This is a genomic window from Stieleria maiorica, from assembly GCF_008035925.1.
In the GTDB taxonomy this organism is placed as follows: Bacteria; Planctomycetota; Planctomycetia; order Pirellulales; family Pirellulaceae; genus Stieleria; species Stieleria maiorica.
This window is the reverse complement of record NZ_CP036264.1, coordinates 77,534-91,462: the sequence shown is the minus strand read 5'-3', so window position 1 is coordinate 91,462 and position 13,929 is coordinate 77,534. Positions and strand designations below refer to the sequence as shown.

Sequence of the window (13,929 nt, the reverse complement as noted above, 5' to 3'; positions counted from 1 at the left end):
CAAGGCTTTCGCTCCACCGGACCGAGTCACCGAACTTGCGGGAAGTGAGTCTGCCCTCGGGGCATCGTCCGTTCTGCGGAATCCGTTCTGCATTACTCTCGTCGAACCGACCATCCGCTACATCAGTTCGCCGTGCGAACGTAGCGACCTTCGCCAGAAGGTGGATTCCCGGCGCTTACCACGCTCTGGCGAGCGTAGCTACGTCAAAGTCGTCGTCGACGTTTCGTCACCAGCAATCCCGCGCAGGCGGTGAGCATGGCGATCGCTCCCGGTTCGGGAACGGCAGCGATTTGCCCGGTGAATCCCGCATTGTTGAAATCAACCTGACCGTTCGTTCCCGAGAAGACGGCGTTGACGAACTGGACGTTCTTCGGATCTCCGATCGCAATCGTTTCGCCGCTGATCGGAAACGACTCTGAACCTTGCGTGTTGCCAAAAATCGGGTCGATGACAGAGAAGTCGCCGACCTGCGTCATCGCGGCATTGAAGAACGTCAGTTCGACCCGATCCACATCGAAGGTCTCGGTCACGTAATTCCAAAGATGAAAGGACGTGAGGTCGTATTCGGTCCCAAAATCGAAGTCGACTTCCAACATCCCACCGTTGATCCAAACGTGTGTCGACTGATTGTGAAATTCGGTTGCATCGGCTGACGGAAGGTCCATGATGCTGGCCAACGAAGCGGCCGTACTGCGGTTGGCAAACGGTTCCGCCGCCATGCTCGCACCAAGTGCGACGGTTGCATTGGAATTGTTCAGAAACACCATTTCCGCATGACCCGAAGAGGTCCACAGAAGACAGCAAGCCATCACCATCACACGACAGAACGTCAACGTCATCATCCACTCCCGAGGAAATCGTCAGATAGCCCCTGAAACGACCGCAGACAGTATCCTAACCGGGACCAATGGCGGCGGGGCGGTTCGCCCCCGATTTTGGTCCAATCTTCCAAGTGCGAATAAAACCCCCGTCCCGAATGGCACGGGCATAAGCCAATACGCTGAGCCGTAGGTGCAAGCCTCGAGCTTTTCCCTCCGTGTTAAAGGCGTATCAAGGCCCGCGGCTAGCGCCGTCGGCTCACTAAGCCTCTGCCATTCAACCCCCGTTCCCTTTAAGGCGCGCGGTTGGCAAGTTAGACGAAGACGTAGGCTTGGATGCGATCGATGGAGCGTTGGGTTTGGGTTGTTGTCCGCAAAGGTGGCATGCGGGTCAGATAGTCTTCGGGTAGACCTCGATCGCGGAGAAAAATTTGCGTCTGATGATATTCGACGTCGCGGAAGGCTTCGGCCCGCTGGTAGAGTCGCACGCCTAGGATCGCGTCGGCGATCTGTGTGATCAGGGTTTGCCATTGGTCGGGATCGACGCTGTCGGGATCGATCGCGGCTGGACGATTGGTTTGGCTGGTGGACGCATCGATCACGCTCTGACGCCACGTCCGCTCCGAATCGCCGACGCCGCCCTCATCGATTTCCAATTGCACCAGGCCAATGATTTCATAAAAGATGGCATCGGCCGTGGCGTCAAACATCGCCGCAGACGGAGCGATAGTTTCATCGCCGAGCAGCGCCGCAGTGACCCGCTCGATCAACCACAACCGCTGGCCGGCGTCCCATTGGTCAAACCAGTCCACACCGTATTCGTGCTGCGGCGCCTCGCCGCGAAGCTGCGCGACATGGGCATCGACCATCATCCCGATCGCCCCCCGGACCAAGTCCGCTTCGGCGCCTGTCAGATTTCGCAGTCCATCGGTGGTTGGCCATGGCATGTTGAATCACTCGCTCCGCTAACGTTGACTCGCGGTCGATCTCCACACGAATTGCGGAGGGTTAATCGTACGATCGGATTGCTACGGACGACTCCACCGATGTTACAATGGGCACCGTCGTCAAGGAATCTAAAATGAGCACCACGTTGAAACTCACCGTCCCCGAATACGAGCAGATGATTGCTCGAGGTGCGTTTACCTGCCTGAAGCGCAAGATCGAATTCATCGGAGGAGAGCTGCGAGAAATGAGTCCTGCCGGGCCGGTGCATGATGACTACATTGAATTCTTGATCGGTTGGGCAGCCGAACTTGCTGCAAAGAACGAATGTCGAATTCGCTGTCGATCGGGGTTGCTGGTCGCCAATAGCGTGCCGGAACCCGATTTTACACTGCTCGCTCCCAAGCGTTACGGACGCAGCCGGCCGACAGCTGATGATGTCTATCTATTGGTCGAAGTCGCAGACTCCAGTTTAACGTACGACCTGGGTGAAAAGTCTCAGCTGTACGCACGAAGCGGAATCCGGGAGTACTGGGTCATTGATGTCGCTGGCCGAACGCTCCATCGACATACTGATCCAGTTAACGGCAGCTATCAAAGTGTCGACCGGTACGACGAACATTCCACCGTGACCCCAGCGTTCTTTCCGTCGCTCGCGCTCTCGCTTTCAGAACTGTTTCTTAAGGACTGACATGGATCGAATTTTGAGTTTCGCACTAGCGGTGGCCGTCCAGTGTTTCGCGCTGTCCTGCTCCGCCGCCGATCGACCGAACATCGTGATGGCGTTTGCCGATGATTGGGGCAAATACGCCAGCGTCTACGCAACGCTCGAGCCCGGTGGTCCCAGCGATGTCATCTCCACGCCCAATTTTGATCGCCTTGCCGCCGACGGTGTGCTGTTCACTCGGGCCTATGTCAGCGCGCCGTCGTGCACGCCGTGCCGCAGTTCGTTGCTATCGGGCCAGCACTTTTGGCGATGCGGCCGGGCGTCGATCCTGCAGGGCGCGACCTGGGACTTTTCCAATCCCGCCTACCCGCTGATCCTGGAAAAAGCGGGTTATCGGATCGGTCACACCTACAAGGTTTGGTCGCCGGGTTCACCCGCCGATGCGCCGCACGGAGGCAAGCGGACCTCGTTCAACAGTCACGGCCGCCGATTCAACGGGTTTTCCCAGGTTGCGATGAAAGCCAAAGATCGCCAAGCCGGGAAAGCGATGCTGTTGGAGGAGGTTCGTCATAACGTGCGGTCGTTTTTGGACGCCGATGGTGATCAAGCCGTCGATGGCGACGCACCGTTTTGTTATTGGTTCGGGCCGACGAACTGTCACCGCAAATGGATCGCCGGCAGCGGCAAGGCGTTGTGGGGAATCGATCCGGACGATCTGAAAGGAAAGCTGCCACCGTATCTGCCGGATGTCGACGTCGTCCGCCAAGACGTTGCCGATTACCTGGGCGAAGCCCAAGCGTTTGACGCGTCGCTGGGCGTGATCGTTGAAGAACTGCGCCGCGTCGGACAACTCAACAACACGATCTTGGTGGTCAGCGGCGACCATGGAATCCCGGGTGTCACGCGTGGCAAATGCAACCTGTACGATTTGGGAACCAGTGTTCCGCTGGCGATCCATTGGCCCGGAGGGATCAACAACCCCGGCCGCGTCGTCGACGATTTCGTCTCGCTGCCCGACCTGGCGCCGACGTTCTTGCAAGCCGCCGGCGAATCGATCCCAGACGTCATGACCGCAAGATCGTTAGTCGGCATCCTGGAAAGTGAACAAGACGGCCAGGTCGATCCGGCCCGCGACGCCGTCTTCACCGGCCGCGAACGTCACGTCGCCGAAGCACGCGCGGGCAACAAGCCCTACCCCCAACGCGCGATCCGCACCGATCAGTACTTGTACATCATCAATTTCCAGCCCGATCGTTGGCCGATGGGTGACGCGGCGGGATTCGGCAGGGAAGACGGCCCGATGCCTTCACTGGAACCATTGCGTGAAAACACACGCAGTGCCTTTGCTGATCTGGATGCGAGCCCGACGAAGGCTTGGGTGGTGCTGCATCGCGAGGAAGACCCCCAGTCGTTCGAGTACGCGGTCGGCCGGCGTCCCCGGTTTGAACTGTACGACATCCAGGCCGATCCGCATTGCATGCAGAATTTGGCGTCCGATGTCAAACACGACGCCACCCGCCAAGCGTTGCACACCCGGCTGATGGCGGAACTGGAACGCACCGGCGACCCGCGGGTCAGCGACGACGTGGTGTTCGAACGATCGCCGTTTACGGACTGATCGGACGGTGAAGAAATGTACGACGTCCTTTCTAGGTCGTCCCGCCGAGCCCCACGGACGACGGCCCGGAAGGGCCATCGTACGTGCGAGAAAAGCATCGCCCTAAACTGGACGGTCCCTCAAGGCGACACACCAACGTTGATGCCCTAACCATTTACCCCTTGGCCAACAGCAGCACCAGCTTCCGTTTTCGACTCAAGCGGACCATCGCCTTGGGCGAGAGTTCGACGCGATTCTTGGCCTTGGCGATGTCGACGCACAACAGCTTGATGCCTTCATCGGAATCGGCGCTGCCGGCAACCACCTCGGCATGCACCATCAAGCAGCGGTCACCCTTGCGGAGCAGATAAACGGCGTCGGCCTGGACGTCCTCGGGCGTTTCCAATGGTCGAAAATCGTAGCGATTGCTGATGAAGTCAAGTTGGCGGTCACCGATCAGTTCGGAAAACTGTTTCAAGAACGCTTCTTCGACAGAATCTTTGGTGATGGTCTGGCGGTCGTCTGCCCCACTGGGACCCTGCTGGTCTTCGCTGGTGGCGGGTTGCGTGGTAACTGCGTCGGCGGTGTCAGATTCGCTGGCTTCGGCTTCGGCGACGGCCGCTTCCACCTCGGCCGCTTTGCGTTCCTCTTTTTCGCGTTCCTTTTCCGCCAACCGCTCGATTTGTGGCAGATACAGTTCGAACTTCTCGATGATCTCGCGCGCCTTGTCCTGTTTTCGCTTCAGGCGACGGATCTGCCGATCGCGATCCTTGGCTTTGGCGTCGACCTCCTTTTCCGGATCCTGGCGCAGGATCCGTTGGCGGCTCTCACGGTACTTTTCGTACGCCTCGTTGAGTTTGGTGTGCGAATCCGCCCATTGGCGTTCCAGGAAATGCGCCCGCGCGTCCATGATCGCCGGCGCCGAACGACTGCCGCGCAATTCGCCGTACAGATCTTGCAGATCGTCGACCGAAACCGGCCGAGCTTTCGTCTTGTCGTTCAAGCGAGTGCACCGCCAAGAGGAAACAGATGAGATGAGTCTTGAAGTTTAACATCCTGCACTGGCGTGGTGTGCAGCTTAGTATTCGATTGGGCTAGACAGTCGCCGTCCTCTCCGAGGTCGGCGTCAGGCAAAGCTTCGCTTTTGCGATCCGCCGAGTTCGGAGAACACGGCGGTTCTCGGAATGCATCGGCAATCACGCAAATTGAACTGCGGTCGACGACTACGAAAGCGTCGCCAGCCCTTGGTCCAACAGCTCGATGGCGTGATCGATGTGGGCTTCGGTGGTGGTCGCCGGGGGCGGCAGGAAACGGATCCGCGTCGGGTCGCCTCCGCAGACGAATCCCAGCAAACCGATATCAAACAGGTGCATCATCAGTTTCTTGGCAGCATCGAAACTGCCGTCGCCGGGTGTGAACGCGACCATCATGCCTTCGCCATACGGCCCGCTGATCTTGCCGGGGTACCTTTCAGCAAGCCGCGCCAGGGCGTCTTGAAAATACGACGCCAAACGCATGTTTTGACCGGCCGGTCCGAAGCAGCCGTTGCTTTCCAGGCGGTCAAGCATTTCGATCCCGGTCGCGATCGAGGCGCTCGCGCCGGTGAAGGTCTGGCTGAGGATCGGGCCGGTGGGTTTCATTTCGCTGCTGTACAACGTCGCACAGACCTGGGTGATTTTGCCGACCGTGACGATGTCGGCGAACTGGTCCAGCCCGAAATGCTGGAACGCGAACGGACGACTGGTCCTGGAAAAGCTTTGGACTTCGTCAAAGATGATCGGCACTCCGGCGTCTTTGAGCGGCTGACACAGCGCGTTGAAGAACTCGTTGCTGCCGGGGTAATAACCGCCTTCACCGGCGATCGGTTCGGCCCAGAATGCGGCGTAGCGGCCCGGGTGACGTTTCAGCAATCGATGCAATTCATCGACGGCCCATCGGGTGCTTCGTTCGGGGTTGGCGGGGTCGCGAAAGGGCAGGTAGTCGACCGGGAACGTCAGCGGCAACCCCGATCGATAATTCGGTCGGTCGGTCAAGGTCGCCATCGCAAACGTTCGCCCGGCAAAGGCGTTGTCGAACGCGATGACGCGATCGGCCGGCGTCTTGTGGTGCATCGCGATCTTGAGCGCGTTTTCGTTGGCCATCGCGCCGCTGGTCGAAAGCAGGCAGTGCGGCAGCGACGCGCCGCCGGACTGGGCCAACGCAGTCAGCTTTTCCATCATCACGACGCTGGCCGGGTTTTGTTGCAAGTTGCCTTGCATCACCGTGTCTTCGATCGCCGCATCGATCGCCGCGGCCACCATTCCCGGGTCGCTGTGCCCGGCACCATGGACCCCGATGCCGCAGATGAAATCCAGTTTGACGCTGCCGTCGGCAAGTTCGACGTAGGGACCGCGGCCGAGCCCCGAGGACAGGTAGGGCCAGATCGGTGGCCCGCCCCGGACGGCAGACAATCGGTCGATCAGGGCAGCGAAGCTCTCTTTCATCGACGTCGGCGACGGACGCACCGACAGTCGCCCCGCGTGCTCACCGATCGCTTCGGCGACCAGACGCTTGGCCTGGGCGATTCGGGGGTCGTTTCGAAGGGCATCAGCGACCGTCTGGGTCGATTCGTTGGCAGGTTGACTCACGCGTGTCGGCTCGGCGGCGGGTTCGGCGAAAAAAGAAAAGAAACAGGCACGTCGGCAGTAATGTAACCAAACGATGCCGCGAGGTTCAGTGTGCCAAACGGTATGACGTCCCGTTCGGGTCGTCGCGGATTCGTTGTACGACGTCCCTTCCGGGGCGTCGCGGATTCGTTGTACGACGTCCCTTCCGGGGCGTCGCGGATTCGTTGTACGACGTCCCTTCCGGGGCGTCGCGGCGAGTCCCACCGACGACAGCCCGCAAGGGCCATCGTACCCCAAGAAAAGCATCGCCCTAAGCTGGACGGTCCCGTGAGGCGATTCTCCCGTCGCTGCGTCGCAGCGAGACGCGACGGCCCGGAAGGGCCATCGTACGGAGACGGGCGATCACCAAACCCCTGCCGATTTCAGCTGCTTGGTCACCTTGCCGGCCCAATCGTTGTTGGACGCCGGCGAGGCGGGGCTGGGGTGCAGAATGCGAGTCACCGTGGCGCGGCAGCCTTCGATTTGGACCACCCGCTTCAGACAGGCTTCGGCATAGACGCCGACTCCGACCAGATGATCCGGATCGAGCGTGCGGATCACGGTCAGCAGGTGCGCGTCACAGACCGCGGTCAGCTTTTCGCGTTCCTCGGCCGGCAACTTGTCCGGCGTGCGGTTGCGGGCCGAGGATTCCATGAAAACCAGCGGGCAGTAATTCAACACGAAGTGGTTTTCAAAAAAGGCGTCGGGCGTCTCGAACTGATCCCGAAACAGCCCCCACAAACGACGTCCGCTGACCTCACTGCGCTGACACTGGAACCCTTCGACGGGGCGTTTTTCGTGCTCGATCGGCGGCTTGTCGACCGGCTGATCGATTTGCAACCAATCGCGGACCGCCGCGACCTCGCCGAACGGGACGCCGGTTTGAGCCATCCCCCAAGGGCCGGGGTTCATCCCCAACAGCACGACCTTGACGTCCTCGCCGACCCAACCCAAGTAGGCCTCGTGCGACTTCCTGGCGTACGACAGCGGGTTGTAAACGTGTGTGACCGGATCGGCGAACGAGAGCAGATCGACCGAATCGGAAAGCTCTCGCGCGGCCCGGACAAGCGTTTGCCTGTTGGTGTGTGAAACGTCGGTGTTTGTCATGGTTAGGATCGCGTTGCTTAGACCGCCAGATACTCTTCAATCGCTTCGGTCAGCACGTCGACCATCGGTTGCTTGCCCGTCCATCGCTGGATGGATTCCAGCAGGATGCCGACCCGAGCTTCCTCGCGGCCGAGCACGTTGTAGCCCAGGGCGCGAATTTGATGGAGGTCATTTTCGGGGTTGGCAAAATCCACCACCAGCGTGTCATCCTCACACGGCGGCCACTGGGACGCGTCAACCGTTTCCGAAACCGCAATCAAACGCGCGTGTTTGATCGCCTCGGTCGACGCCCAAGCGATCGGTGAATGCGACTCCTCGGCGGCGATCTGCGTCGGGAAACTCGGATCCGGGGTCCCGATCCACAGCAGCGGCCCGATTTCCGATTCCAGCGATTCGAAGTGCTTGCGGATCTCGGCTTGCAGCCACGTCGCCATGACGTTTTCGGTCTGCCATTGGCTCTCCGACGGCCCGCCCCGCCAGTAAAGACTTGCTCGCTGGTCGGGGGCGTCGACAGGTGTGACCAGGTTTTGATCCAACAACAACCCGCGAAACCCCAGCACCTCGGCACCCGCGATCGCTTGTTCGACGCGTTCTGGCGGCACGTCACTGGAGATCACCCGCCAGCGGAGTTGCATCGATTCGAAGGCACGCTCGAGCGCAAACTGGGCGGGGTTTCCGGCAATGGGATGCCCGAGAACCAGAACGACGGGCTCGGTGATGCCGTCCATGACGCTGGCGGATTCGCGGCTGGGGGTGAAGGCGGGTGGGAGTCGACGCGCTATTGTAGTCTGACCGGCAGGCGGCCGACTTGGCAAGTCGGGGTGCGCGTCGGCGTCGCTGCCTTAAGGGGCCGTCCAGCGGAGGGCAGTCGAATTTGGGTGTACGATGGCCCTTCCGGGCCGTCGCCCGTGGGGCTCTGTGCGACGACCCAGAAGGGCCGTCGTACAACAAGATGGGCGGCTAAAGCCTGGACACCATCGCGTGCGGTTACCCCACGATGTCGCTCACCACGTTGCCGTACACGTCGGTCAGTCGGAAGTCACGTCCGGCGTAGCGGTACGTCAGCCGAGTGTGATCCAGACCCAACAAATGCAACACGGTCGCATGCCAATCGTGGACATGGCACGGATTTTCCACCGCCTCGAAACCGTGTTCGTCGGTCGCCCCATAGCTCACCCCCCCCTTCGTCCCTCCGCCGGCCATCCACAACGTGTAGCCCTTGTTGTTGTGGTTGCGACCGTTGCCGTTTTGGGCCGAGGGTGTCCGACCGAATTCGCCGCCCCACATCACCAACGTGTCCTTAAGCATGTCGCGTTGCTTCAAGTCCGCCAACAACGCCGCGATCGGCTGATCACAGGCCTCGGCCCGGGCGGCATGGTCCTCGGTCAATCGGGTGTGCTGGTCCCAATTGCCGTGGGTGATTTCGATGAACCGCACGCCTGCCTCGGCAAAACGACGTGCCAGCAAGCACTGACGACCGAACGTTTGCGTCGGTTCCGAGTCGGCACCGTACATCGCAAGCGTGCGTTGGTCTTCGCCCGATAGATCCATCAACTCCGGCATCGCGTCCTGCATCCGAAACGCCAGCTCGTAGGACTGGATCACGCCTTCGACGTTGGCTCCGTCACCGGCCGGCATCTGGCTGCGGTTGAGCGATTGAATGAAATCCAGTTGTCGTCGTTGCTGCTGGGGCGTCCGTTTCGGGTTGCTGATGTCAGGCACCGATTGGCCACCGCCGCCGGAGATGAATCGTGCCGCTTGGGCAAACCGGCTCGCCGCCCCACCGACTTTGGTGCCGCCGTAGATGGCCGGCAGGAACGCGCTGCTGTAGTTGCGCGAACTGCCCGCCGGCGGGCTCAGCGACACAAACCCCGGCAGGCTCTCGTTCTCCGTCCCTAAACCGTACAACGTCCAGGCACCCAACGAGGGCCGAACAAACTGCGCCGTCCCGGTGTGCATCTGCGTCATCGCACCCGGGTGCACCGGTTGATCGCAATGCATCGACCGAATCAAACACAAATCGTCGGCGTGCTTGGCGACCTCGGGAAACAGATCCGAGATCCAAAGCCCGCTTTCGCCACGTTGGCGAAACTGCCACGGCGACTTCAGCAGCGCGCCACCGTACTTGCCGCGTTTTCCGTCGTCCGATGCCAGCGCCGGTTTGTAGTCGAAGGTGTCGACATGCGACGGCCCGCCCTGCATGCACAAGAAGATGACGCGTTTCGCCCGGGCCGGAAAATGCGGCGGCTTAGGCGCCAGCGGATTGGTCGCCACCTCCGCCCCTGCCCCAAAGGCGGACGATCGGGAAAGCGACGACATCCCGGCAAGCGCCAAATAGCCGAACCCGGCCGAGGTGTGTTTCAGCAGATCGCGACGTGTAAACATTGGATTCATCCGACGGGTGGTCAATTCAAGTAACGAAACTCTGCCGCTGCGAACAGCGACTGACAAAATGCCGCGTAGGCCGACTTGGGTAGCAAGCCGGACGAATTGAGGAACCGATGTGACGCGGCGCGTTCTTCGGCCGACGGCGGACGTCCGTAGGCCAACACGAATGCCATTTCGACGCGCTCTTTCGTCGATCCGCCTTCGCTGATCAACCGTTCGGCAAACGATTCACTCAGCCGCATCGTCAGCGGGTTGTTCAACATGTACAGCGCCTGATTGGGCGTGTTGGATGCCTCGCGAGTGCCGATCACCATGCTGGGGTCGGCAAAGTCGAACACTTCCAGGGAACGCGGCACGAAGTCGCGTACCACCGGCAAATAGACACTGCGATGGTCGTCCGAAACGCTGTCCAACGATCCTTCGTCGTGGGCGCTGGCAGCCATCTCTCGGATCTGACGGTCGCCCATCGCCGAACGCAATTGGCTGCGCGCCTGGGCTTGCTGGCGTGGACTGCCGTTCCGCATCCGATCAAAGATCTGGCCGACCTGCCCCCGGCGACTGGTCAACGTGGTTTGCAGGCTGCGGCGGATGGCGTCGCGTGGATCGCTCAGCTGACCGTTGCGAACGCGGGTGTAACCGGCTTGGGCGACCTTGGATCCGACCGGCCGTTCGGTTTCCAGCTCGCCGGCGATCGAGAGCATCGCGTCGCGCAACGATTCCGCGCCCAGCCGTTTGACATTGGCCCGCCACAGCAAGCGATTGTCCGGGTCCGCTTCGTGGCTGGCGACGTCATAGGTGCTCTGCATCCGATAGGCCCGCGTCAACATCATTTGGCGGATCATGGTTTTGACCGACCAGTCCGACTGGACGAATTCGATCGCCAAATGGTCCAGCAATTCGGGATGCGACGGCGGCGTTCCGGTCATGCCAAAGTCTTCGGTCGTCGGCACGATCCCCTGGCCGAAGACGTGTTGCCAAATCCGGTTGACCATCACGCGGGCGGCCAAGGAGTTTTCATCGCTGCCGATCCAACGCGCCAATTCGAGTCTCCCGCTGGTTCCCGGCTTGGGATTCAACGACACGTCACGGAGCGCGACCGGCAAGTCGCGTTTGATTCGGCCGGCCGGTTGATCGATCTCGCCGCGAACCAAAAGCGGAGCGTCACCGACGGTGTCACCGTCTTGCACGCCCATGCAATAGCTCCGCGGCTGGCCGTTTTCATCGACGACACCCAACTTGGCCGACAATTCGCCCAGCTCGTTCGTCAATCGAATCCGCATCTGTTGGGGCGTCGCGCCGGGACGCCGCGATGAGGTCGTGTTGCCACTGCGAAGGCCGACCAAGTCGGCTTGTCGGTCGCGGATGTCTTGGTGCAATTGCTGAAGCTCGTCGGCGGAATACGATCGTCCGATCGGTTCTTCATCCGGGGTCGGCAACAAGATCAAACTGCTTTGCCGTCGTTGCTGGGGACCACCGAAGCTGCCGTACTGCGACGGCGGCGTCCCGAAGAAGGTCTTCGTGCTGCGAAAGATCCCCGCCATCGCGTAGTAATCGGTTTGGCGGATCGGATCGAATTTGTGATCGTGACACCGCGCACAGGCGACCGAGGTTCCGAGGAAGACACGCGTGGTCGCGTCGATCTGTTCGTCGGCCAGGTCGGCGGCGAACTGGGCACCGCTCTGTTCGTTCACGTTCTTGGTGCCGATCGCAAGGAAGCCGGTCGCGACCAGATGCTCGGACCACTGCCGGTCGTCCGCGGCCGGCATCAAATCACCGGCGATCTGTTCCTGGACGAATTCGTTGTACGGTTTGTCGGCGTTGAACGAATTGATGACATAGTCGCGGTAACGCCAAGCGTGGGGATAGGTCATGTTCACTTCGCGTCCGGTCGATTCGGCATAGCGGACGACATCCAACCAGTGCCGCCCCCAATGCTCGCCGAACTGTGGCGAATCCAACAACCGATCCACGACACGGGCGACCGCGGCGTCGGGGTCTTGGTCGAATGCGTCGTCGAACCAACGAAGCTGTTCGGGCGTCGGCGGCAACCCGACCAGATCAAAACAAAGGCGTCGCAACACGATTTGTGCCGGCGCGTCGGCGGCCGGTTGCAAATCAGCGTCGGCGCGTTTGCGTGCCAAGAAGCGGTCGATCGTTGTGACCGCTGTCGCGGTCGATTGCTCAGAAGCAACCGACGATTCCGGCGGCTCGCTGCGCCGCGGCTTTTGGTACGCCCAAAAGGTTCGCTTGGCCTGGGCAATCGTCTCGTCATCGATCGTTTGCGCGGGCGTCTGGACTGGGGTGACGACGCGCGGGTCCGGTGCACCGTCCAAAATCCAGGCTTTGAAATCCGCAATCTCCGCGTCGGTCAACTTTCGCTTGGGCGGCATCACAAAATCGGTGTGGGTGATCGCGCCGAAAAACAAACTCGCCTCAAGGTCACCGGGCACGATCGCCGGTCCGCTGTCGCCGCCATCGATCATCGCCGCTTGGGTGTCCAACCGCAGTCCACCCTTGGACTGGCCGGCTTGTTTGCTGTGACAACCGTAACACTCGCGGACCAATACCGGTCGGATCTTGGTTTCAAAAAACTTTGTCTGTTCGGCCGTCAACGCTGCCGCCGCGTTGCCATCGGCTGCGACAGCCGATCCGGTCACCCCCGCCACGGAGGCTGCGCTTACAAAAAAAAGAACAAGACGCGAAATTTGCTGCAAAAACACCGGATTTCTCCCGGAACAAGCGAGCAAGAAAAGTGATCAGCTGCGGTAGTGTTCCAACACAACGCCGAGCGGAAAGTTTCGTCAGATCGCTCAAAGCCCCGTCAATCGAGTGCGCGAATCATCTCCGACGACGTTGCTGGCGAATCGATGTTGGAACGCTGCCTCTTACATGATACAGGCGACAGAGACGATCGATCTCTGATACACTCGATCGACGCTTGTCCCGGCAACGTGATTCGTGGCAAACCACCCCCGCATCCAGGATTTTTGAACGATGCAAAAACTCGTCGACGGCATCCACCGATTTCAGCGTGATCTATTCAGCCAAGACCAACAGTTGTTCGAAACGTTGGTCGAAGGGCAAAGCCCTCTGGCGCTCTTCATCACTTGCTCGGACTCGCGGATCGATCCGAACCGATTGACGCAAACCAAACCCGGGGAATTGTTTATTCAACGGACCGCGGGGAATATCGTCCCACCCTACGGGAGTGTGCATGGCGGCGAGGCGGCGACGATCGAGTATGCGGTCAGTGTTTTGAAAGTCCGCGACATCGTGATTTGCGGACACAGTCACTGTGGGGCGATGGCCGGATTGCTGGATCCCGGATCGATCGAGAAACTGCCCGCGGTCAAGGCGTATCTGGAACACGCCGAAGCGACCCGCCGGATCGTGGAAGAAAACTATGGCCATCTGACCGAACCGGAAAAACGCCTGACGTTGACGGTGGAAGAAAACGTCTTGGTTCAATTGGAAAGCCTGCGGACGCACCCCTCGGTTGCCGCCGCGGTCGGACGCGGGGAGCTGAAACTGCACGGCTGGGTTTACAAATTCGAAACGGGCGAAGTGTTCGGCTTCGATCCCGACGAGGCCCAGTTCAAACCGCTGGCGGATCTGGCCGTGCCGGTCGACGCACAGGTCCGCACGCTGCCGCCGATCTAGCTGGGGAGCACCACTTTGACGTAGCTACGCTCGATGCGAGCGTGGTAAACCCCGGGGATCCACCTTCTGGCGAAGGTAGCTACGTTTGACCGGCGATTCATA

11 protein-coding genes are annotated in these 13,929 nt (G+C 60.5%); 3 read left to right on the top strand and 8 right to left on the bottom strand.

Features of this window, described 5'->3' with window-relative positions; genetic code table 11:
• Positions 1 to 203: 203 nt before the first annotated feature.
• The gene (locus tag Mal15_RS00380) at positions 204 to 839 is read right to left on the bottom strand and encodes a PEP-CTERM sorting domain-containing protein (RefSeq protein WP_167546544.1); all 636 of its coding nucleotides are present in this window, start codon (positions 837 to 839) and stop codon (positions 204 to 206) included.
• A 293-nt stretch (positions 840 to 1,132) separates the two neighbouring features.
• Positions 1,133 to 1,765, bottom strand: coding sequence for a hypothetical protein (locus tag Mal15_RS00375; protein ID WP_147865930.1), 633 nt, complete (start codon positions 1,763 to 1,765; stop codon positions 1,133 to 1,135).
• Positions 1,766 to 1,899: 134 nt separating this feature from the next.
• On the opposite strand from Mal15_RS00375, the gene Mal15_RS00370 reads away from it, so the two are divergent.
• On the top strand, positions 1,900 to 2,454 hold the full coding sequence (locus Mal15_RS00370; protein ID WP_167546543.1) for a Uma2 family endonuclease: 555 nt from the start codon (positions 1,900 to 1,902) through the stop codon (positions 2,452 to 2,454).
• Position 2,455: 1 nt separating this feature from the next.
• A complete protein-coding gene (locus Mal15_RS00365) occupies positions 2,456 to 4,048 on the top strand; it encodes a sulfatase family protein (RefSeq protein WP_147865928.1) in 1,593 nt (530 codons plus the stop codon).
• 154 nt (positions 4,049 to 4,202) lie between these two features.
• On the opposite strand, the gene Mal15_RS00360 is transcribed toward Mal15_RS00365, so the two are convergent.
• The 6 genes from Mal15_RS00360 to Mal15_RS00335 all read right to left on the bottom strand — a co-directional run bounded on the left by Mal15_RS00360 (position 4,203) and on the right by Mal15_RS00335 (position 12,824).
• Positions 4,203 to 5,030 (bottom strand): hypothetical protein, encoded by an 828-nt coding sequence (locus tag Mal15_RS00360; RefSeq protein ID WP_147865927.1) that lies wholly within the window; start codon positions 5,028 to 5,030, stop codon positions 4,203 to 4,205.
• A gap of 220 nt (positions 5,031 to 5,250) precedes the next feature.
• Positions 5,251 to 6,654 (bottom strand): aminotransferase class III-fold pyridoxal phosphate-dependent enzyme, encoded by a 1,404-nt coding sequence (locus Mal15_RS00355; protein WP_233903202.1) that lies wholly within the window; start codon positions 6,652 to 6,654, stop codon positions 5,251 to 5,253.
• Positions 6,655 to 7,035: 381 nt separating this feature from the next.
• Positions 7,036 to 7,779: a uracil-DNA glycosylase family protein gene (locus Mal15_RS00350; protein ID WP_147865925.1), complete on the bottom strand. Its 744-nt coding sequence runs from the start codon at positions 7,777 to 7,779 to the stop codon at positions 7,036 to 7,038.
• 17 nt (positions 7,780 to 7,796) lie between these two features.
• Positions 7,797 to 8,507: a hypothetical protein gene (locus Mal15_RS00345; protein ID WP_147865924.1), complete on the bottom strand. Its 711-nt coding sequence runs from the start codon at positions 8,505 to 8,507 to the stop codon at positions 7,797 to 7,799.
• 259 nt (positions 8,508 to 8,766) lie between these two features.
• Positions 8,767 to 10,164: a DUF1501 domain-containing protein gene (locus Mal15_RS00340; protein WP_147865923.1), complete on the bottom strand. Its 1,398-nt coding sequence runs from the start codon at positions 10,162 to 10,164 to the stop codon at positions 8,767 to 8,769.
• Positions 10,165 to 10,184: 20 nt separating this feature from the next.
• On the bottom strand, positions 10,185 to 12,824 hold the full coding sequence (locus Mal15_RS00335; protein WP_147865922.1) for a PSD1 and planctomycete cytochrome C domain-containing protein: 2,640 nt from the start codon (positions 12,822 to 12,824) through the stop codon (positions 10,185 to 10,187).
• Between the two features lie 337 nt (positions 12,825 to 13,161).
• On the opposite strand from Mal15_RS00335, the gene Mal15_RS00330 reads away from it, so the two are divergent.
• Positions 13,162 to 13,827 carry a carbonic anhydrase gene (locus Mal15_RS00330; RefSeq protein WP_147865921.1) on the top strand — a complete coding sequence of 222 codons (666 nt, stop codon included), beginning with the start codon at positions 13,162 to 13,164 and terminating at the stop codon, positions 13,825 to 13,827.
• The last annotated feature ends 102 nt before the right edge of the window (positions 13,828 to 13,929 follow it).

Excerpts from the sequence above, each read along its gene's own strand:
- Mal15_RS00380 (WP_167546544.1), bottom strand. The coding sequence starts at position 839 with ATGACGTTGACGTTCTGTCGTGTGATGGTGATGGCTTGCTGTCTTCTG.
- Mal15_RS00375 (WP_147865930.1), bottom strand. The coding sequence starts at position 1,765 with ATGCCATGGCCAACCACCGATGGACTGCGAAATCTGACAGGCGCCGAA.
- Mal15_RS00370 (WP_167546543.1), top strand. The coding sequence starts at position 1,900 with ATGAGCACCACGTTGAAACTCACCGTCCCCGAATACGAGCAGATGATT.
- Mal15_RS00365 (WP_147865928.1), top strand. The coding sequence starts at position 2,456 with ATGGATCGAATTTTGAGTTTCGCACTAGCGGTGGCCGTCCAGTGTTTC.
- Mal15_RS00350 (WP_147865925.1), bottom strand. The coding sequence starts at position 7,779 with ATGACAAACACCGACGTTTCACACACCAACAGGCAAACGCTTGTCCGG.
- Mal15_RS00345 (WP_147865924.1), bottom strand. The coding sequence starts at position 8,507 with ATGGACGGCATCACCGAGCCCGTCGTTCTGGTTCTCGGGCATCCCATT.
- Mal15_RS00340 (WP_147865923.1), bottom strand. The coding sequence starts at position 10,164 with ATGTTTACACGTCGCGATCTGCTGAAACACACCTCGGCCGGGTTCGGC.
- Mal15_RS00330 (WP_147865921.1), top strand. The coding sequence starts at position 13,162 with ATGCAAAAACTCGTCGACGGCATCCACCGATTTCAGCGTGATCTATTC.